This is a genomic window from Anaerotignum sp. (assembly GCF_040307045.1).
GTDB lineage: Bacteria > Bacillota > Clostridia > Lachnospirales > Anaerotignaceae > Chakrabartyella.
The window spans coordinates 390,760-412,683 of sequence record NZ_JAWRKF010000002.1 but is presented as its reverse complement, the minus strand read 5'-3'; the positions used below and the strand labels follow the sequence as shown (position 1 = coordinate 412,683).

The following is a 21,924-nucleotide window of genomic DNA, read 5'->3' as shown; positions in this document are numbered from 1 at the left end:
TTTAAATCTAGGAGGAAAACTTATGTCTGGAAACCAACAACAACAGGAAGGTGCTTTTAAGAAGGACTTACGTAAGATTGACATTTGGTCATTGGCTTTAGGCGCAATAATTGGGTGGGGTTGTTTCGTTATGCCGGGAACATCTTTTTTGCCTAAGGCTGGGCCAATTGGCTCCATCATTGGATTGATGCTTGGCGCAGTCATTATGTGTATTATTTGTATTAGCTACGGTTATATGATTCGCAAATTTCCGCTTTCTGGTGGTGAGTTCGTTTATGCTGATACAGCGTTTGGTAAAAAACATGCTTTTATTTGTGGATGGTTCATTGTTTTGGCATACTGGTCGCTAATTCCTTTAAACTCTACTGCATTGGCAATGATTTCTCGCTATATCTTACCAGGTTCCCCACTGCAATTTGGGTATTTATACACCATTGCAGGGTGGGATGTATACCTTGGTGAAATTGCTTTGGCTTACGCATTTATTATCGGATTGGGTGTTGTAAATATGCGTGGTATCAAGAGTGCTGGCTGGTTCCAGACTCTCGTTGCAGTTGCTTTGTTTGCATCCGTCATGTTTGCATTAATTGGTGTATTGTTATCAAAACCTGACTTCAACAACCTGAAACCTTTCTTCTTGGAAGGACAATCCAAGTTCTCAGGTGTATTGGCAGTATTGGCATTTTGTCCTTATTGCTTTGTTGGGTTTGATTGCATCCCCCAGGCCGCAGAGGAATATAGTTTTTCCCATAAAGCAGCGTTGGGATTGATGGTTGCCGCTATTTTGGTCGGGGGTATTATTTATTCTTCTGTTGTTTTTATCACAGCCGTTGTTGATCCATGGGGACCTATGCTGGCGTCTAACCCTGACTGGGCAACAGGAGAAATGGTCATGAAATCAATTGGTTATATTGGTGTTGTATTCATTGGTATTGCAATGTTATGTGCGGTAGTGGCTAGCATTAACGGTTTTTATATTGCGTCTAGTCGTTTGTTGTACTCCATGGCTTATGCAGATGCTTTGCCCTCTAAATTCGCTCACTTAAGCCCACAGGGTACACCTAAAGTTGCCATTGCGTTTATGATGGTACTGGCATTGATTGCACCTTGGTTTGGGCGTCAGGTTTTGGTTTGGATTGTTGATATGACATGTGTTGGTGCAGCAATGGGTTTTACATACACATGCGCATCAGCAACAAAAGTTGCAAAGCGGGATGGAGATAAAGTTCAGATGTGGATTAGCGCACTAGGCATAGCAGTTTCTTCCATATTCTTGTTTATTACATTTGTACCTGGAATGCCGGGGTTCTTGTCCGTTCCTTCGTTTATCATTTTAGGGATCTGGGCTGTGTTAGGTATTATTTTTTTCTTTACCATTAAGAATCGTTATATCTATGGTCAATGGAAAGGCATCTCTGTAGAAGAAATACTGTATACAAAAATGAAGCAAGATGGAAAATTTTAAGTTTTATTTTTTTAGGAGTGCCCCTAAACTATATTGATTTTTTAATAAGGCGCCATCCAACATGGGATGGCGCTTTTTCTTATAAACAAATTGTTGTCTGCAGGTACTTTTGCTGAATTCAGTAGGAAAGTAATAGATCTAACACCATTTCTTCTGGAACAGAGGAAGGCGCGGTGCAAAGATAAACAACAGTGCCATCTCTCCATAAAATTGTATTTGCAGTTTTCAGGCTATAATATGTAATACCATGAAAGGTATTTTCCTCAAAGGATTGATTTTGTTCTTTTTGTGTTTGTGTAAATAGGTAGTTGAAAATTGGTTTGGCAAAAAAATCCGACTTCATTTCTGTACGGTTGGTGAAAACAGAAAGATCTTCATATTCTTCTGCATAAAGAAGATTATCTCCTAATATGGATTTATTTTCTTTGATTGCGTTTTTCACACTAGGCACAGATACAAAATCACTGAGGTGAGCTACAGGTAAAAGTTCAACTTCTGTAAGTAATTCTTCAGCGCGGATTTTTTTATTTTCACTGCTTTTTTCTTGTAGGCGATGTACTGACAAAGGGATAAGGATAAAGAGTATTAAGCTCATTACGCAAATCACAGGAATCAGGCGTTTGTTACTTTCTTGAGCAGATTTTGTTTTCTTTGAAACAATGATTAAAATAATCGATCCTATTACAACAACAAGAATAGGCAATAGCAAGTAATTCATCATGGAACTTTCATGTCTAGCTTGTAAAAACAAGGCTAAGATTAAAAATATGAATATCATTACATCATGAACGATGTATCTGATACAGCCTTGCCTTGGATCAGACTGTTTTTTTGTAGCCAGTAGGAAAATAATATTCATAACGTGATACAGAATCAAGAATAAAACCAAGCCTGTTAGTACGATATAGATATCTGTCAAAAGAATGCTATATAAGATGGCGGGAGTACTGATTGATTTTATAAGAATGATTGAAAGAATGATAGCTAAAATTACGGATCCGATATACGATGTTTTTATGACATTTTCACGCAAATCTTCGTCTAAATCGGGCATCTGGGGATTCGGATTATCACTGCAAAAAACGTAGCACCCTTTACTTTTACCAATGGCATACCAACCGTTCTCCATATATTCATTCAAACGAAATTTAGGAAAGCGTCTAAAGTTAGATGGGGAGGAAACGGCGTAGGGATCTACAGTATAATGTAGGTCTTTATTATCTGTCCGCTCGAAGCCGGCTAATGTTCCTTTACACCAACGTAGACGCCAACCTTGTTCAAGCATTTTATTTAAGTATTGTTCCATTTGACGAAAATCTTCAGGTCGGAAAGAAAATATTTTAATGCAAGCTTGTTTCATAGAATCATCCTTTCTAAAACTCCCAATTGTTACTTTGGATTTTCAACCAAGGTATACCTTCAGATTTATAAAGACATACCTTGATAGAAAAGTGGGGTAGCGGTAAATCTACCGCCACCCAAAAGAAATTTATTATCGTTTTGCTAGGCAAAGCTAATTTCTATGGAATTCAGAAACTATTTCTTTTTACTTTTATACATTACATAACCAATTCCGAAGCTAAGTAAAATTGCACTGGGGAATTTTACAATACTAGGCAGAGGTGCAATTTGAAGAATTACGCAAAGAACTAAGATTAAAGGTACAAAGACTTTGTTCTTTTTAAAATATTGTGCAACAACGCCACCTAAGATTGCAGGTAGAGTATAGTCGAATGCGCTAACAATAAAGGGTGGCAATACATTTAGAATGGCTACACCGGTGAGTGCGGCAAGGGTAACGAAAGCCAAGTTAACAAAAACAGACATACCAATTGCAATAGTTCCAACTAATTCGCCTTTTTTTGTGCCAGCTTCACAACCGGTTGCTGACTGTGCGGAGAGCATAGCTGGGAGACGAACAGAGGGGATATTACCTGCTAAATAACCAATATAAATACCGGAAAGACCCATTACTGGATAAAAACCCAATGGCTCAACAAAATAAATAATTAAATAGGATGATACAATAATTGCCCAGCCTTGTCCAATCATACTCCAAGATGGCTTATACCCTAAAGCTAACCATAAATATAAGGCTGGTATAAAGGTTAACAAGGCTGCAATTAAGGTGGTTAATCGACCACGCTTAATCATTTTAACAGTATATTCTTCATGAAACCGCTTATCAATATCAACATTACTCATAGTATTAACCTCCTATCTGAACAATAAACTGTGCAATAAAAATTGCTGCCAACATAGCAAGACCGAGGTTGTATTCTTTCAATTTTGGATATTTTTCAGAGATATGTACCAATATTGTCATAATAACAAAACCTGCGATTGCTGCGATAAACTTGCCAGTGCCGCCAACCATCTGTCCAGCTAGGAACATAGCAACACAACCGATCATTACACAAAGGCCTACAGCGTCAAACATATGTGCATCATGGCGTTCTACTGCCATTTTTACTTTTTCCATTCTATGGGCAAACAAAAGGTTAACAATGAAGAAGCCCCATGTGTTCAATGTAATTACCCAAACACCACAGGAGAAAGCAGTAATACCATAATCTGGGCCGCCCAAATCCACACCCATTGCTGTTGCAGCTGCGGTTGCACCCAACATTTCAGTTGTGATAGTGCCGATAATAGAAAGTCTTAACCAAGCGAAGGGTCCACCTAAAATACTCATCAAAGCAATCATAACAGTGAACATGGAAAGCCCTGGTCCGATAGAACAAATTGCACCAGCACGCATAGCCTCCCTTGTGTCTTGTTTTGTAAGACCTACAATGGGGCCTGCTTTAATTGCATCTTGAATAAAAATATAAGCTTGAATACAAACCATAATAACAGTGGGGATTACCATAGCCCACATCATTGGGGAATTGGCAACTTCAAGATAGGCCTTGTTTGTCATTGTATCAGCCGTTAATAAAAATGAATTCATAATACGCTCCTTTCAAATGATAAAGGCTATTTCATATGCCTTGGTATAAGTGGTTCTCGGTGGGGTATGGATTAAGTCCCACCGAGGGTATGTCTTTCAAATTTGAAGTTCATTGGTTGATTAGTCTTCTGCTTTATCAGCTTTTAAAACTGCATTTAACATAACGCTTACACCATTTGTACATTGTTCAGTAGTAGAGTACTCTACCTCTGTATGAGAAAGGCCATCTTTCGATACAACAAAAATCATTGTAGTAGGGATCATATATGAGATATATTGTGCGTCGTGACCAGCACCCGAATTAATATCCATGTGAGGAATATCAGATTCTTCTACGGCTTCTCTAACATAGCCGATCAACTCTTTATCAAAGTAAACGGTATCCCGATTCCAGCCAAGAACGACTTCACACTGACATCCTTGCCACTGTCTTGTTTCCAAGGATGCCAGTATTTCACGAACCTGATTGAGAACTGCTGGATCTTCGTGTCTTACGTCAATGGAGAAATCGAAAAAGTCGGGAATAACAGTGTTCACACAAGGGTGAATCACAACTTCACCAGTTGTGTAAACTAAGTCTTCATGCCCTAATTTGTCAATTTCTTCATGGAGATAGCAAAGTGCCTCGGATGCTGCATGGAATGCATCTTTTCTTTTTTTCATAGGGAATGTGCCAGCATGGGCTGCTTGTCCATAGAACTTAACTCTATAAAGCATTTGACCCAGTACACAGGTAACAACACCAACATCTTTACCCGCATCTTCCAAAATAGGACCTTGTTCAATATGAAGTTCAAACATCGCCTTGTATTGATCAGGATTGATTCTGTTTGCTTTTTCCCCCTTGTATTTGAAGGTGGACAATTTTTTGCCAAAAGTCATTTCTGGGTCTAAGATGGACTTAGATGCCATCATTTTGTTGAATTCGAAATTATCTCTAAATCTTTCTGGCATATAATCATAGCAAACTGTACCAGAGCTCATCATACAGGGAGGGAACTCGGAGCCTTCTTCGTTTGTCCAAATCATTGCTGTTAATGGATGCTTATGGGGGATTTTTTCTGCAACTACTGTTTCCAATACTTCCATAGCGCCAATAACGCCTAAAATACCATCATAATTTCCGCCATTTTTAACAGAGTCGCAGTGAGAACCCATTACAATTCTTTTTGCGTTTGGATCAGAACCAGGAATAGTAGCATACATATTAGCCAAATCATCAGTTTCAATAGTAGCGCCAATGGCTGTCATTCTTCTTACAAATTCGTCTCTTGCCTGAATAGCCTCAGGGGAGAGGGAATATCTTGTGATACCACCATGACCTGCATCGCCAAATTTTGCAAATGTTGTAATTTTGTCTTCCATTCTTTTCACGTCGCAAAGATACATTTAAAACATCTCCTTCTTAATTTGTTTCCAATTCATTTGATACGGGTAACAATGTTGAATAGTATAAAATTATTTATCGCGATGATAAATAATACAGCATATTTTGTACCAAATAGTGAATTTTCGTCTAAAATCTGTAAAAAAAATTAAAATATGATGAAAAAAAGGAAAAAAATAAGGAAAAAATCATTTGAATGCATAAATTATAAATTTATTATTGATAAAAATGTTCTTAATTGTAAATAATTAAGGTTTTTTACTAAAAAATGATAATTATTGTAGAAAGTTGTAGAAATAGTTAGGGAAGAATCGAAAGAAGCGAGACATTTTCATGTAAAAACGCATTTTTGAAATAGAAGGGCTATATTGATTTTAGTAAAATAACTGATACTTTGGGGATTTGTTCTTAAAAAAGTGCATTTGCAAGGATGGATGCGTTTTCGCATACCCCTTGCAAATGCGCAAGATTACATATTTAAAAACATAAAATTTGGTATTAATCACTGCTAATATGATAGCGGTTTAGTTTTCTTGAAATAGTAGATTGGTCTGTTTGAAGAGCCTCTGCCATTTTTGCCCCACTTTTATATTTTTTCTGGAACTGACCAAGTACCCACTTTTCATATTCTCCAACCAAATCTTTTAAACATTTTCCGTTCTCAATATCAGTAAAAAGCGTATCATTTGGAAGACTCTCATGAAAAATGGGTCTTAAATGCCCTGCAGCCAACTGTGCATCAGCCAATGTGATGATAACACCTGAGCTCATGACCACGGTTCTTTCCACTATATTTTGCAATTCTCGCACATTTCCCGGATAATTACAGGAGGTTAAATAGTGCAAAGCCTCTTTCTGATAAGTTTTTGTTGTATTATGTTTTGCATTTGAGATTGTGAGAAAATGATTGATCAATAGCACAATATCTTCTCGCCGTTCTTCTAGGCCAGGCACCTTCAATTCAATTACATTCAATCGATAATATAAATCCTCTCGAAAAGTCTTTTCATGAATCATTCCTTTTAAATCTGCGTTTGTGGAGGTGATAAGACGAAAATCGACGTCGATATCTCTATTTCCCCCAATATGCCTAAGCTTGTGATTTTGCAAAACCCTCAGGAGCTTTGATTGCAAATTCAAAGGTAACTCTCCTATTTCGTCTAGTAGGAGAGTGCCAGTATGGGCGGTTTCGATAAGGCCTTTTTTCCCCTTGGGATTGCCTCCAGTGAAGGCACCAGGTTCATAACCAAATAATTCACTTTCTAAAAGCTGTTCTGGGATGGCGGCACAATTGATTTTTACAAAAGGAGCATTGCTTCGAGAACTATGGGCGTGTAACAGATTTGCAATCATCTCCTTACCTGCGCCGGAAGGGCCGGTGATTAAAACTGAAACATCATGTTCTGCAACTTTTGCTGCGGCTTCTACTACATTTTGCATTACCGTGCTTTGGTAGACCAATTCCCCAGAGCGATTCAATTTTTTGCGTAGGAGTTCATTATTCGTCATCAATTCCTGATTGTGATTATACGCATCATGAAGTTGATTTCTTAATTCAACGAGGTCAGATACTTCTATCAAGTAGTTAATAACATATTTGATGGTACCGCTACTGTCTGTAACTGGAATGGCTGTTACTTGAAAGAAACGATTTTTGTGAGATGAGATTTGGCTCATATGTGTAGGTTGCTTTGTGTTCAGGGTGATTAGGGTGGCTGACTCTGAAATTAAGCCATCATCGGTTATTTCTTTCATGGTACGACCTATATAAAGTTCCGGTGGATGACCAGTAATTTTATAATGGGTTTTATTTAAAAAGAGAACTCTGCCTTCTCCATTTGTAATGTTAACCCCCATGAAAGGGTTTTGTACTAGCTCATCCAAAAGAATACTACGTAAATCCTGGGGAAGGGATTCCAGCAAATTTTTTTCCATATAAAGCACCTCACTCTCTATTGTAATCAGTCAATATAAAAAAATAGTATGCTATTTTGCATAGCAAAATCAATGAGGATTGTTCATAAATTAATACTTTGTTAAAAAATACAAAAAAATCAGCTAAAATATTTATTATCATTAAACTTAAACACAAAAAATCAAGAATATTTTTTTTGTATATAATGACAACTTGAAAATAAGAAAAAAATATATTTTTTATTTATAATAGTTCTAAAATGAAAAGTTGTCGGTTTTATTAAAATTTTAATGCATATAAGGAGGGCTTGATAGAAAAAATTTACTAAATTGAATTTTTTATATTAGAAAAATCTGTTCAAATAAAAAAAATTTTTTTATTCTAAAAAAAATATAAAATTTTTTTTTATTATCAAAAAGAAAATAAATATTTTTTATAAATAGAAATGGTTCTGTTTAGTCGCCACTATTTACATAATAAAAAAATGGGAGAGTTTTTGTTAATAGGGAAAATCTCTTATATTTAGGAAATAAGGGATATTTAAAATGGCACGCAGGATTAAAATCTGCGTGCCATTGACATAATTATTTTTTATTCCATAGCTACTTCATTTGAAGTTTCAATGCTACTTCTTGTTTGCTCTATAATGCTTTTCATAGTATCCTTGCTAAGGGCACTAGACACATAACCATAAATCGAGCCGTTTTCATCAATCATAAATGTTGTAGGGAAAGCACTGATGCCATATTGCTGGAACATAAAACCAGATTCATCCATCACAACGGGGAAAGTATATTGATTATCTTGAAGGAACGAAATGATTCCTTCTTTGGTTGTTTCTCTGCCTAGATTGGGTGCGGCTATTCCAAGGATAATGACATCCTCTTCATTAAGCCCGTATTCTTCATAGATTTCTTGAATATGGGGCATTTCCCCTCGACAGGGAGGGCACCAAGTAGCCCAGAAATTCAGAAAAATGGTTTTGCCTTTGTATTTGGAAAGGGCATGAGGATTACCAAACTGATCAACCAATTCAAAATCAGGTGCAGGAATAGGAACAGGTTCTTTTGGGGTATCCTCGGGCGGTGTTTCAGGTGTAGTATTTTCTTCAGCAACGTTTGTGTTGTTGCCTGATAAATAACTGGTAAAGCCATTCATAAAACCTGTAAACGTCATAACACCCATGATAATCATCAATAGGGCACCAATTTTTACGGTATAACGTACTACGGATTGATGCTGTTTGAAAAAGCCTAATACGCTTTGGGTGAAAAGTCCAACTGCTAAAAAAGGTAGAATAAAACCAATGGTATAAACCCCAATCAGGGCAAAGCCAGCAGTGGAAGAACCTGCGGAGCTTGCCATAAGTAAAACACTACCTAATACGGGACCAACGCATGGGGTCCATGCAAAGCTAAAGGTAAAGCCTAAAAGCAGGGCAGGTAACGGCCCCATTGTCCATTTATTTAAATGGAAGGGTAGGCGATGCTCCTTTTCAAATGCGTCAGAACGGCCAAATGCACCAATTTGATAAAGACCAAAAAAGGCCATGATAATACCACTGATTTTTGCAAACAGGATGCGATTGGCATTGAAGAATTGACCTAAAGATGTAAACCCAAAGCCTAAGGCGAAGAAGGTAAAGCTAATACCTACAACAAAGAAAATGGTATTGACCATTACCTGTTTTCTGGGGTATTGAATACTTCCATCAGGAGCAACCGTTTTGGCGCCACCGGCTAAATAACTGATATAAAGTGGTACCAAAGGCAGGATACAAGGGGAGAAGAAGCTAATTAACCCTTGGAAAAAAACAGTCAGAATGGGGACGCTGGTTTCTAAAGAAAAACCCATAAGTACGCTCCTTTCATATTTTAATAGTAGGAATTAACTATACCCTAATTTGTAATTAATGTAAAGTGATTAAATCACTTTATAGTATGACTTAGATGAAAGGGAATATGCAAAATAAGGTTTTTGTTTTGGTCCTTAGGGTTAATAGAGGAAAAAAGAGATATCCGCATTCTTGCAGATACCTCTTTTTTATGAAACATTATCTGTTTTAAACGGTTTAAACCCTAGAAACACCTAAAGTTACAATTTCGCCATTGATATTCCATTCTTTGGAATGTTCTCCGCCTTCTTTTGCAACAACTTCTTCTGCTAAAACATCAGTAGAAATATCATTGTTATTTAAGATTGCGGCGATTTTCTGATTTCCACTATGGAATACACGGATGCGGTCTGTTACGTTAAAATCTGCTTCCTTACGCATTGTTTGAACTTTACTTACGATTTCACGGACAAAACCTTCTTCAACCAGTTCTGGTGTTAAGTTTGTATCCAAAACAACAGTCAGGTTATTGTTACCACTGGCAACGAAACCGTCCTTTTCGGAGGTATCAACCAAAACATCATCCATTTCCAGAACCACTTCTTCTCCATCAATGGTGAGGGTTGCTTTGCCATCCCTACGCAGTGTAGCCATAAAGGATGCACCATCAACCTCTTTTAAAGCGGCGCCAATGGCAGGTACCAGTTTGCCATATTTTTTGCCCAGTGTTCTCAACTGAGGTTTAAAAGAATAAGCAGTAAATTCTTCTACATTATCAGTAAAGGTTAAAGCTTTTACATTCAATTCTTCAGTGATGATGTTGCGGTAGAGCTCAGGCAATTCTTTTTCTGCTTTTACATACATCATTGCCAAAGGCTGACGGTTTTTCATGTTTGCTGCATTTCTTGCGGCACGTCCTTCCACTACAACTTTTAATACAAAGTCCATGTTTGCTTCTAATTCAGCATCTACCCAATCAGCGTGATATTCTGGCCAATTGCAAAGGTGAACGCTTTCGGGAGCAGATGAATCAACTTTTTTAACTAGGTTTCCATAGATTTCTTCTGTGATGAAAGGTGTGAAGGGAGCAGAAAGTTTGCACATAGTCTCCAGTACGGTATAAAGAGTCATATATGCATTGATTTTATCCTGTTCCATACCTTCAGCCCAGAAACGTTCACGGCTTCTTCTTACATACCAGTTGGAAAGATCGTCTACGAATTCTGCCATTGCTCTTGCTGGCTCTGTCAGTTTATAGCCATCTAAGCATTCATCAACAAATTTGTTTAATGTTTGCAATTTAGATAAGATCCACTTATCCATAGGAGGCAGTTTGTCATATTCCAGTTTATAGTTGGTAGGGTTAAACTGGTCGATATTTGCATAGAGAACATAGAATGCATAGGTATTCCAAAGAGTACCCATAAATTTTCTCTGCAATTCGCTTACTGCTTCATCATAGTAACGGCTAGGTAACCAAGGGGCACTGTTTGCGTAGAAGTACCAACGAACGGCATCGGCACCCTGCTTATCTAATGCTTCCCAAGGGTTCACTACATTGCCTTTGTGTTTACTCATTTTCTGACCGTTTTTATCCTGTACATGGCCAAGAACGATACAATTTTTGAAAGGCGCACAGTCAAAAAGCAGTGTGCTTACAGCCAACAAAGTATAGAACCAACCGCGAGTCTGGTCAACGGCCTCACTGATAAAATCAGCTGGGAAGTTTTCTTCAAAAACATCCTTATTTTCAAATGGATAATGCCACTGAGCAAAAGGCATTGCTCCACTATCAAACCAACAGTCAATAACTTCGGAAACACGAGTCATCAACTTACCACACTCAGGGCATGTGATATGAACTGCATCGATAAAAGGTTTATGCAATTCAATATTTTCTGGGCAGTCGGGAGACATTTCTTTTAATTCGGCGATGCTGCCGATGGTATGTCTATGGCCACATTCACATTCCCAGATAGGCAATGGTGTACCCCAATAACGTTCACGGGACAGACCCCAGTCGATAACGTTTTCTAAGAAGTTACCAAAACGTCCTTCTTTAATGTTGTCGGGATACCAGTTGATTGTACGGTTATTTACAACCAATCTATCTCTTAGGGCTGTCATTCTGATGAACCAAGTGCTTCTTGCGTAGTAGATCAGAGGTGTATCACATCTCCAACAGAAGGGATAATTATGCTCAAAAGGAACAGCAGCAAATAAGGAGCCATCTTGTTCCATTTGCTCGATTACTTTGGAGTCTGCATCCTTTACAAACATACCAGCAAAGGGGCCTGTTTCTTCTGTCATATTACCTTGGTTGTCAACATACTGACGAAGGGGCACACCGTATTTCTGGCAAACACGAGCATCGTCTTCACCGAAGGCACCAGCGGAATGAACAACACCAGTACCATCAGTTAATGTTACATAAGGATCGCAAGTTACGATAAATGCCTTAGGGTCATTTTCTAAGAAGCTGAACAAAGGCTCATAACGCATATATTCCAATGCCTGACCTTTCATTGTTTCCAAAACTTCATAGTTTCCTTCGCCTAAAACTGTATCTAACAAAGCTTGTGCCATGATAGCAACATAATCCTGATATTTTACTCTAGCGTATGTTTCTTCTGCATTTACTGTTAATGCAACGTTTGAGGGCAGTGTCCAAGGAGTTGTGGTCCATGCTAAGAAATATTCATTTTCTTTGCCTTCCACTTTGAATTTTGCAATAGCGGATGTTTCCTTAACGTCTTTATAGCCCTGAGCAACTTCGTGGGAAGAAAGAGCAGTTCCACATCGAGGGCAGTAAGGAACAACTTTATGTCCTTTATATAGGAGGCCTTTATCCCAGATTTGCTTTAATGCCCACCACTCGGATTCAATATATTCGTTATGGTATGTTACATATGGATGATCCATATCAGCCCAGAAGCCAACACGATCACTCATGGAACGCCATTCTTTTTCGTATGTCCAAACGCTTTCTTTACATTTGCCGATGAAAGGCTCTACACCATATTTTTCAATTTGTGGTTTGCCATCCAAACCCAAAACTTTCTCTACTTCTAATTCAACGGGAAGGCCGTGAGTATCCCAGCCAGCTTTTCTTAAAACCTTATAACCCTTCATCGTTTTATATCTGGGAACCAGGTCCTTTACGGCTCTAGTGATGATATGGCCGATGTGGGGTTTACCGTTTGCAGTTGGGGGGCCATCATAAAAGGTGAAAACGGGAGCACCTTCCCTTGCCTTGATACTTTTACCAAAGATGTCATTGTCTTTCCAATACTTTTCTACTTGTACTTCTCTTTCGACGAAGTTTAAATTGGTGGGCACTTTGTCGTACATATTAATTCCTCCTTGTTTTCATTTATAAAAACATTATTAGCTAAAATGAAACGGTGGTTTTTGCTGTAGAGAATGATGCTGTTGTTACTCTTCAATTCTTGACGAGTTTCAATATGACCATTCAACTTTCATGCAAAAATGGTTAAATGATTGATTTTGCAGAAACCATTACAATTTTGAGTGAAAGTATTTTGTTACCACAATAAACCCAAAAAGGCCCTTTCATCCAACACAGGACGAAAGGGCTCGCGGTACCACCTGATTTGACAGCAACATTGCCATCCACTCGAAGCATCACAATAATGACGCCGACCCTTAACGCGGGCTAACGACAGAGTCTACTAGGCTGATGCTGTTTGGTCTGCCACTCCAGAGTGATATTCTATATTTTCTATGATGACGGGATTTCACCAAGCCCCGACTCTCTGCAAACATAATGAAAATATATACTGTCTCCTTCATAGTGTTTTAATCTTTATACGTTAGCATTATACATTGTGCCTAAAAAGTTGTAAAGAGTTTTTTGCAGTTTTTTCTCTGTTTTTTGCAAGTATGTTGTATACGTGACTACTGTATACGATTTTTTGGGACTCAAAAGCTGAAAAGTGAGGATAATAATATCAGTTTTTTACTACAAGTATCAAAAATGAAAAATACACGTATGAGGATAAAATAAGGAAAGCATAAAAAGATAAAACTAATTTTAGGATTAGCCTTGGGTTTCAATATCAAACGACGTTTATTACAAAATAAAAGTAGTATTGTATAAAAATAGAGCAGCAAGTGTGGAAAAATTTGCTTTATTGCCTTAATTTGTGTATAATAAGAATGTTTCGTTAAATGTTCCTGCTGGCAGGAGAAGAATAAAGGAGAAAATCAGCTATGAAAGGACGAGAAATGGCACTGTTAACAGACCTGTATGAATTGACGATGATGCAGGGTTATTTTGCTACAGGTGCCTACAAGAAAAAAGTAGTGTTTGATCTTTATTACAGAAAGAACCCCAGCGGAAATGGTTATGCAATTGCCGCGGGATTGGAGCAGGCCATTGAGTATATCAAAGGATTGCAATTTACAAAAGAAGATATTAGCTATTTGAAAAGTCTAAATATTTTTGATGAGGACTTTATTTATTATTTAGAAGGGTTTCGATTTAGTGGAGATATTTACGCAATTCCAGAAGGAACGGTAGTATTTCCCCATGAACCCCTGTTGCGGGTGACAGCCCCGATTATGGAGGCTCAGTTAATCGAAACAGCATTATTGAACATTGTGAATCACCAGAGTTTGATTGCAACGAAGGCTTCCCGAGTTGTTTGGGCTGCTCAGGGTGATCCAGTTATGGAATTTGGCCTTAGAAGGGCCCAAGGGCCAGATGCTGGAACTTTAGGAGCAAGGGCTGCGGTGATTGGTGGTTGCTGTGGCACAAGTAACGTGTTAACAGGGAAGTTGTTTGATGTTCCTGTGAAAGGGACGCATGCCCATAGTTGGGTTATGAGTTTTCCTAATGAAATAACAGCATTCAGAGCGTATGCAAAGTTATTCCCAGATAACTGTTTGTTACTGGTAGATACTTATAATACACTAGGAAGTGGCGTGCCAAATGCCATTAAGGTTTTCCAGGAGATGAAAGCAGCAGGAAAATTGACGGGGAAGTATGGTATTCGTTTAGACAGCGGAGATTTAGCTTACCTTTCCAAGTGTGCAAAAATCATGTTAGAAGAAGCCGGATTTGGAGACGCAATCATCAGTGCTTCTAGTGATTTGGATGAAAATTTAATTGCAAGCCTGAAATCTCAGGGGGCAAAAATTAACCTTTGGGGTGTTGGAACAAAGTTGATCACCAGTGATGACTGTCCTGCTTTTGGCGGGGTTTATAAGTTGGCAGCAGAAGAAGATGAAAATGGTACATTTATTCCGAAAATCAAGCTCTCCAATAACCCTGGAAAAGTGACCAATCCTGGTATTAAAAAGGTTTTCCGAATTTATGATAAAAAGACAGATAAAATTAAGGCTGACTTGATTGCTATGGATGACGAAAGCATAGATGAGAATCAGTACTTAAAAATCTGTGATAACAGTGCAAAATGGCGCAATATGCATTTGCCAGCAGGCACATATTATGTAAAAGAACTTTTGGTTCCTATTTTTATTGATGGTAAATTGGTATATGAATCTCCAAGTACAATGGAAATTCAGGAATTTTGTAACAGAGAGAAAAAATCTCTTTGGGACGAGCATCTTAGATTAAACAACCCTCATATCGTTCCTGTGGATTTATCGGAAAAATTAGCTCAGTTAAAAAACCAGCTGATAGATGAGATGAGTATGAAATAAAAGCAATATTAAAGGTAGGAGAGATATAAAATATCTACTTCTACCTTTTTAATTTTTTATACAATTATAGATTTTCTTGTATATTGCCTCAGTTACCAAAAAAAGAGTGAAGATAAGATTGTCTGATTATCTTGTATTAAGAAAGATGTGTTATGTTACCCTCTTTTATTTTTGAAAAGGGAACAAAGGGCGTGGGAGTTTGGTTATGGGGATTAATATGTTTTTCCATCCAAACCACGTCCACCCACTGACTAAGCTTATATCCACTTTTCGAAAAATGGCCGACTTTCTCAAAGCCGTTGGCCTCATGGAAAGCAATGCTTGCAGGATTAGGGTAGGCGATGCAGGCCACCATCGTTAAAATACCTTGTTTTTTTAGGGTGGCTTCCAAGGAGGAATATAACATGGTGCCAATACCTGAGCCACGGAAGTCTTGTTTTATATAGATAGTGGTTTCTACCATCCACTGATAGGCGGCACGAGTGCGAAAGGGGGAGGCATAACAGTAACCAACAACTTCATCATCCATAACAGCCACATAATAGGGGAATGATTGAAGGACATTGTTGATACGATATGTAAACTCTTCTATGGAAGGGACATCATATTCAAAGGTTACGGTTGTTTCTGTAACATAAGGGGCATAGATGGCTAAAAGTTGTTTTGCATCTGCCCAGGTTGCAATGCGAATTTTGATTTTTTCATTCATAAGCATCATCCTTTCGATATTTTTTTGATTGTACACCTAGATGGAGTAAAAGTCACTTTATTTTTATGGTGGACAATACATTTCATAAATTTTGTAATAATTTACAATGGATATCGTAAATCAGGGAGATAGATTTTATATCGTTTTTCGGTATTCTTATGGTATACTGGGAAGGTCGAATGGAAATAAAATATGTATCGTTAAAAGAAAATATTTGCATCAACTTTATAACAGATCAAAAAAAGAGGTAGTTTATTATGAAAGATTATATTTTAAAAGGAAATATATGTTACAGTCAGAATTTACAGACAATACGATGTGTTGAAAATGGTTATGTTGTTTGTCTGAATGGTAAAAGTGCAGGTGTGTTTGATGAGATACCAGAAAAATATAAAAATCTGGCTGTGAAAGACTTTGGGGATAAATTAATTATTCCAGGATTGGTTGATATGCATGTTCACGCACCTCAATACTCCTTCCGTTCAATAGGAATGGATATGGAGTTGTTAGATTGGCTGGAGGCCAGAGCCTTCCCTGAGGAAGGGAAGTTTTCTGATGTGGAGTATGCCAAAAAAGCTTATGGGATTTTTGTAGATGACCTGTTGAAAAGTGCCACGACCAGAGCTTGTATTTTTGCGTCAAGACATGTGGAGGGTACCTGGGTTCTGATGGACCTTTTAGAAAAAAGTGGTTTAGTGTCTTATGTGGGCAAGGTTAACATGGACCGAAATGCGCCTGATTATTTAAAAGAAGAAAATGCAGAGAAGTCCGCTGAGGACACAATTCGATGGATTGAGGGGACTGCCAAGCACTTTCAAAATACGAAACCAATTATTACACCAAGATTTATTCCGTCCTGCACAGACCCATTGATGGAAAGGTTAGGCGAAATACAGAAGGAATATAACCTCCCTGTCCAATCTCATTTATCAGAAAACTTGAGTGAAATTGAACTGGTAAAGGAACTTTGCCCTACATCAAAATTTTATGGGGATGCCTACCATCAGTTTGGGTTATTTGGTGGGGATGTACCCACAATTATGGCTCATTGTGTTCATCCACCAAAGGAAGAAATGGAAATGATGAAAGAGCAGGGCATATTTGTAGCTCATTGCCCTCAGTCTAACATCAATGTGCTTTCCGGAATCCCACCAATTCGAGATTTTTTAGATGAAGGAATTCGGGTTGGATTGGGTTGTGACATTGCAGGGGGGACGGTTCTATCCATTTTCCGTGCTATGATTGAGGCAATTCAATTATCTAAGTTAAGATGGCGATTGGTAGACCAGAGCAAAAGGCCCCTTACCGTGGAAGAAGCCTTTTATTTAGGTACAATCGGTGGCGGAAGTTTTTTTGGAAAAGTGGGTAGTTTCGAGGAAGGTTATGAGTTGGATGCTGTTGTTTTGGATGATACAACATTGCCATATCCTCAGGAATTGACAGTGGCAGAGAGATTAGAACGTATGATTTATTTAAGTGATGAGCGCCATGTTGTAGGTAAATTTGTAAGAGGAAAACATTTGTTTTAATGGAGTTGGAGCGTTATATCACTTTGCATCTGGGATTAAAATTATTTAAGAGTTTCTACTAAAAAACTAGGGAGTAATGTGTGAAAACCATGACTTCCTAGTTTTTCGTTATAAGAGAGTATTTTTAGAAAAACAAAGTTTAGATCTTTATTTGACAACAGAATGAAGAAAAGGATCAAGATATTTCAAAATATTATTTGTTTACTTGATAAAACTTTTTTAGTTCCTGTTTTATTGTTTCATCAAGATTGTGCCAACGAACGCCTTGGATAGCGGCTTCTAGTGCACATAGACGGTTGTAGCAGGCAGATGGGTCGAAGGCTTTTATGCTTAACCAAGCTTGTTTACTGCCAACTTGACTGAGCTGTTTAAGGTTAGTAATGCCAATTTGTTGTAGTTGTTGTTCAACTGCTTTGCCGATGTTCGGTAAATTCAATAATTCGCTCATATGTGCCTCCGGAACAAAGATGTTGTGGGTTTAAAGGTTTTGGTTGGCTGAAAGAAGCAAAACGCAATTTCAGTCATTGGTAATAAAAATTTTGTAGATGGTTTGAAATAAAAAGCGATAAACACATGGATGAGTGCTTACCGCTTTTTTGTTACATAGGTTATTTCAAAATATCATCTAAAAAACTATCAGCATCAAAGTTTGCATTCAGACCTAAATAATCGGAGATGGTTTGTCCCAAGTCTGCAAAAGATTTGCGTACACCCAAGTCTATCCCTGGTTTCACATTTTTGCCATAAACCAAAAGAGGCACATACTCTCTGGAGTGGTCTGTGCTGGGTGTTGTGGGGTCGCAACCATGGTCAGCGGTAATGAAGAGAATATCCTCCTCTTTCATTTCAGCTATAATTTCGGGAAGCTTGCTATCGAAGTATTCTAAAGCAGTGGCATAGCCCTCTACGTCGTTGCGATGACCATAAATCATATCCGTATCTACCAGGTTTGTAAAAAGGATACCTTCAAAATCTTCTTTGGTATAGAAAATGGTTTTGTCAATACCATCGTTATTGTTTGTGGTATGGTCTGTACGGGTTATTCCTCTATGCTCAAATATATCTTCAATTTTGCCGATAGCCGTTACATTAAGGCCCTTTTCCTTTGCCAAGTCCAAGAGGGTGATACCTGTGGGTTCCAAGGAAAAGTCCTTTCTATTTTTGGTTCTGATATAATTTCCTTCTTCGCCAACGAAAGGACGGGCGATAACGCGGGCAACACCATAATCACCCGAGAGAATTTCTCTTGCTTTTTGGCACATTTCATATAATTTTTCTACGGAGATGACTTCTTCATGGGCAGCGATTTGAAATACGCTATCCGCCGAGGTATAAACAATAGGATACCCTGTTTTTACGTGCTCAGGGCCTAAATCCTTAATAATTTCTGTACCAGATGCGGCATAATTGCCAAGGGTTTTTGTTCCAATTGATTGCTCAAAGGCATCCATGACTTCCTTTGGAAAGCCTGTTTCAGTAAAGGTAGGGAAGGGCTTTGCAGTGATAATACCTGCAATTTCCCAGTGGCCTGTAGTAGTATCTTTACCAATGGATTTTTCAGCCATTTTGCCATATGCACCCTTAGGTGAGTCTGTTTTCCCTAAGAGGTGTATTTCCTCGCCTTGAATATTGCCAAGACCCAAAGCACACAAATTTTTCAAATCAGTTTGGGGACGGGCTTTTTTAATATTTACCAGGGTATTGCTACCAACATCGCCGAAGTCTTTTGCATCAGGGAGTTCACCAATCCCTACGCTGTCTAAAACAACAATAATCGCTCTTTTCATATTCATCATCCTTTCTTAAATCAAATAATTTCTAAAATCAGCGGAGGTAATGGTTGTTTATCTTCGCCAATTGTAATTGCTTGCTGCAAATAGTCTGCGGCACTTGCACATTGTACATCCGTAGATGCATAAATCTCTGCCAAGGGTTCTCCTTTTTTTATGAAGTCGCCCAAGCGTTTTTTCATGATAATCCCAGCACCAAAATCTAAGGGCTGTTCTTTAAAGGCTCTACCGGCGCCTGTTTCTAAGGATGCACGGCCGATTAATGCGGTATCCATATGATTGAGGTAGCCATCCTTCTGGCAGCAAACCAATTCTTTGCACTTTGCTAAGGGCAACAAAGAATAATTGTTAATGATTTCAGGGTTACCACCCTGCTGCACCAACAACTCATGGAACTTCGCTAGGCCCATGCCATTTTTAATATGGCTCTGTAATAAATCTTTTCCTTCACTTACAGTGTTAACCCGTTCTGCCAAAAGGAGCATATGGGCACCAAGGGTAAGAGAAACATCCAAAAGGTCTCCACTAACATTACCCTTTAGAACTTCTATGGCCTCGATGACTTCTAAGCTGTTACCGATGTTCATTCCTAAGGGTTGATCCATGCCGCTGATTACAGCGGTTACCTTTCTACCCACATGTCGACCCATATCAACCATGATAGTGGCCAAGGTTTTAGCTGAGTCTAAAGTCTGCATGAAAGCACCACTGCCGCATTTTACGTCTAAAACGATGCCATCTGCACCAGCCGCAATTTTTTTGGACATAATGCTTCCGGCTATAAGGGGGATGCTATCAACAGTGCCCGTTACATCCCTAAGGGCATATAGTTTCTTATCTGCCGGGGTTAAGTTATCTGTTTGACTCATCAAAACAATATTACTTTGTTTGGCAAAGGCAATGGCTTCTTCTTCTGTGACATTCACGTTGAATCCAGGGATAGACTCTAATTTATCAATGGTGCCACCAGAAAAACCCAAACCACGGCCACTCATTTTAATGACTGGAACACCCGTTGAGGCTACCAATGGAGCCAAAACCAATGTGGTGGTATCTGCCACGCCGCCGGTGCTGTGTTTATCGGCTTTGAAACCTTTAATCTCTGAAAAATCGAACATACAACCAGAGCGTGCCATTTCCATAGTGAGACAGGCTGTTTCTTCTGTATCCATATCTTTTAAAAATGCTGCCATAAGAAAGGCGGAAATCTGATAGTCTGGCAGACTTCCATCGGTAACGCCTTTTACAAAAAACGCAATTTCTTGATTAGATAATTTATTACCATCTCTTTTTTTTAAAATGATATCTATGATATTCATAAAAGCCCTCCTTGAACAGGTTTTCTAATAAAATGAGGCATCAGTTTAGAAAGTAATTTTAAAGCCTACCATATATACCGAGTGATATACTGGGATTAATTTATTTTACCATACACGAAATGAATAAAGAAATTAAAAAATACTTTTTTTGAAAGAAGGATAAAAACATCTATCCATTTGCTCGAAGTAAAAAAGTTTTTCATACCTTTATTATACCACAACTGCTTTAAAAAATCATTACAAAGCAAAAGACCGCCTTCGATTTGCAATTGGCTAACAAAGGTGGTCTTAAGTAAATATGTTTTATTTTTGTTTTAATAGATGGGATTCGATAATTTCAGCAGCATCCTGCATACAACCAGTACAGCTACGCAAAACCACCCCTGTATCAACACCCTTTAAAACACGACAATCCAAACTTTGATTTTTATCAACAAAGGCTTGTGTCATAGGTTTTAAGGTGTTATAGCAGCTTACTTTACTACGAGGATTATCTAAGTTTGCATCGGACTCTTTTAGGCCAACTAAGTATGCCATAGCTGAAACTGCACCACAGGGACCCATAATGCCCATGCCTCGACCAAAGCATTCAACGGCTCGAAAAGCTTCCTTTTCATCAACACCAAACAAATCGCAGTATGCACAGGCTACTGCTTGAGAACAGTTATAACCCTTATGATGGTTTTCCATTACTTTTTCGATTCTACTATCCATTGGATACCTCCCGGTTTTTAGGATATTTATAATGAAAGAGTTGTTGTTATCACCTTGCTGCTCTTTCAACTCCCCAAGTTTCAACTGAAACAAAAGGGGAAAAACTTGAGTTTTCATGAAAATGCAAAAGAGTGATTTGCAAAATGATTGGGATAGTTTGTCCTAAGAATAGGTTGCTTTAGAAATTTCGAAAAGAAGTTAGCATTCATGATTCTTAAAATTCAAAGACAAACTTAATTTTGTAAATAAAGAAAGGATACCCCAGTCGTAAGCAGGGTATCCTTTTAGGACATAAAAAATTACAGGCTGTTAACCAATTTTGTTAAAGAAGATTTTTTTCTAGCAACTGCATTTTTGTGGTAGATGCCTTTGATATAAGCTCTGTCAATAGCAGATACAGCGTTCTTCAATGCAACAGAAGCTACTTCCTTATCACCTGCGTTTACGGCTATGATTACTTTTTTCATAGCTGTTTTAACCTGAGATTTGATCATTTTATTTCTCAAAGTTTTTTTGTTGATTACTTTAATTCTTTTCTTAGCGGATTTAATATTTGCCACTGTGTTTTCCTCCTAGTTAATCATTCATTTTCTGTGGTTTCCGATATTGGGGAATATCGCT

At 38.1% G+C, this 21,924-nt stretch carries 16 protein-coding genes and 1 other annotated feature; of the genes, 3 read left to right on the top strand and 13 right to left on the bottom strand.

The window, feature by feature from the left end; genetic code table 11:
• Window positions 1–22: 22 nt before the first annotated feature.
• Entirely contained in the window at window positions 23–1,465 is a 1,443-nt protein-coding gene (locus tag ABVZ64_RS01825) for an APC family permease (RefSeq protein WP_352399351.1), read from the top strand.
• 118 nt (window positions 1,466–1,583) lie between these two features.
• On the opposite strand, the gene ABVZ64_RS01820 is transcribed toward ABVZ64_RS01825, so the two are convergent.
• The 7 genes from ABVZ64_RS01820 to ileS all read right to left on the bottom strand — a co-directional run bounded on the left by ABVZ64_RS01820 (window position 1,584) and on the right by ileS (window position 12,905).
• Window positions 1,584–2,825, bottom strand: coding sequence for a DUF2812 domain-containing protein (locus tag ABVZ64_RS01820; RefSeq protein WP_352399350.1), 1,242 nt, complete (start codon window positions 2,823–2,825; stop codon window positions 1,584–1,586).
• A 176-nt stretch (window positions 2,826–3,001) separates the two neighbouring features.
• Window positions 3,002–3,670, bottom strand: a complete 669-nt coding sequence (locus ABVZ64_RS01815) for a hypothetical protein (protein WP_352399349.1) — start codon at window positions 3,668–3,670, stop codon at window positions 3,002–3,004.
• Window positions 3,671–3,674: 4 nt separating this feature from the next.
• The gene (locus ABVZ64_RS01810) at window positions 3,675–4,418 is read right to left on the bottom strand and encodes a DUF5058 family protein (protein ID WP_352399348.1); all 744 of its coding nucleotides are present in this window, start codon (window positions 4,416–4,418) and stop codon (window positions 3,675–3,677) included.
• 120 nt (window positions 4,419–4,538) lie between these two features.
• On the bottom strand, window positions 4,539–5,807 hold the full coding sequence (locus ABVZ64_RS01805) for a Zn-dependent hydrolase (protein ID WP_352399347.1): 1,269 nt from the start codon (window positions 5,805–5,807) through the stop codon (window positions 4,539–4,541).
• 496 nt (window positions 5,808–6,303) lie between these two features.
• Window positions 6,304–7,740: a sigma-54 interaction domain-containing protein gene (locus tag ABVZ64_RS01800; RefSeq protein WP_352399346.1), complete on the bottom strand. Its 1,437-nt coding sequence runs from the start codon at window positions 7,738–7,740 to the stop codon at window positions 6,304–6,306.
• 571 nt (window positions 7,741–8,311) lie between these two features.
• Complete coding sequence (locus ABVZ64_RS01795; RefSeq protein WP_352399345.1) at window positions 8,312–9,574, bottom strand: redoxin family protein; 1,263 nt, start codon at window positions 9,572–9,574, stop codon at window positions 8,312–8,314.
• A gap of 217 nt (window positions 9,575–9,791) precedes the next feature.
• Window positions 9,792–12,905: an isoleucine--tRNA ligase gene (gene ileS, locus ABVZ64_RS01790; protein ID WP_352399344.1), complete on the bottom strand. Its 3,114-nt coding sequence runs from the start codon at window positions 12,903–12,905 to the stop codon at window positions 9,792–9,794.
• A gap of 229 nt (window positions 12,906–13,134) precedes the next feature.
• Window positions 13,135–13,376 (bottom strand) — a binding site (T-box leader).
• Between the two features lie 411 nt (window positions 13,377–13,787).
• On the opposite strand from ileS, the gene ABVZ64_RS01785 reads away from it, so the two are divergent.
• Complete coding sequence (locus ABVZ64_RS01785; RefSeq protein WP_352399343.1) at window positions 13,788–15,242, top strand: nicotinate phosphoribosyltransferase; 1,455 nt, start codon at window positions 13,788–13,790, stop codon at window positions 15,240–15,242.
• Window positions 15,243–15,378: 136 nt separating this feature from the next.
• Here ABVZ64_RS01785 and ABVZ64_RS01780 read toward each other — a convergent pair whose 3' ends face one another.
• The gene (locus tag ABVZ64_RS01780; RefSeq protein ID WP_352399342.1) at window positions 15,379–15,951 is read right to left on the bottom strand and encodes a GNAT family N-acetyltransferase; all 573 of its coding nucleotides are present in this window, start codon (window positions 15,949–15,951) and stop codon (window positions 15,379–15,381) included.
• A 254-nt stretch (window positions 15,952–16,205) separates the two neighbouring features.
• On the opposite strand from ABVZ64_RS01780, the gene ABVZ64_RS01775 reads away from it, so the two are divergent.
• Window positions 16,206–17,480 carry an amidohydrolase family protein gene (locus ABVZ64_RS01775; protein WP_352399363.1) on the top strand — a complete coding sequence of 425 codons (1,275 nt, stop codon included), beginning with the start codon at window positions 16,206–16,208 and terminating at the stop codon, window positions 17,478–17,480.
• 193 nt (window positions 17,481–17,673) lie between these two features.
• On the opposite strand, the gene ABVZ64_RS01770 is transcribed toward ABVZ64_RS01775, so the two are convergent.
• The 5 genes from ABVZ64_RS01770 to rpsT form a co-directional block, all read right to left on the bottom strand.
• Complete coding sequence (locus ABVZ64_RS01770; RefSeq protein WP_352399341.1) at window positions 17,674–17,928, bottom strand: TfoX/Sxy family protein; 255 nt, start codon at window positions 17,926–17,928, stop codon at window positions 17,674–17,676.
• 160 nt (window positions 17,929–18,088) lie between these two features.
• Window positions 18,089–19,267, bottom strand: coding sequence for a phosphopentomutase (locus ABVZ64_RS01765; RefSeq protein WP_352399340.1), 1,179 nt, complete (start codon window positions 19,265–19,267; stop codon window positions 18,089–18,091).
• Window positions 19,268–19,287: 20 nt separating this feature from the next.
• The gene (locus ABVZ64_RS01760; protein ID WP_352399339.1) at window positions 19,288–20,589 is read right to left on the bottom strand and encodes a thymidine phosphorylase; all 1,302 of its coding nucleotides are present in this window, start codon (window positions 20,587–20,589) and stop codon (window positions 19,288–19,290) included.
• 303 nt (window positions 20,590–20,892) lie between these two features.
• Entirely contained in the window at window positions 20,893–21,303 is a 411-nt protein-coding gene (locus tag ABVZ64_RS01755) for a C-GCAxxG-C-C family protein (protein WP_352399338.1), read from the bottom strand.
• 299 nt (window positions 21,304–21,602) lie between these two features.
• The gene (gene rpsT / locus ABVZ64_RS01750; RefSeq protein WP_352399337.1) at window positions 21,603–21,863 is read right to left on the bottom strand and encodes a 30S ribosomal protein S20; all 261 of its coding nucleotides are present in this window, start codon (window positions 21,861–21,863) and stop codon (window positions 21,603–21,605) included.
• Between the last annotated feature and the right edge of the window lie 61 nt (window positions 21,864–21,924).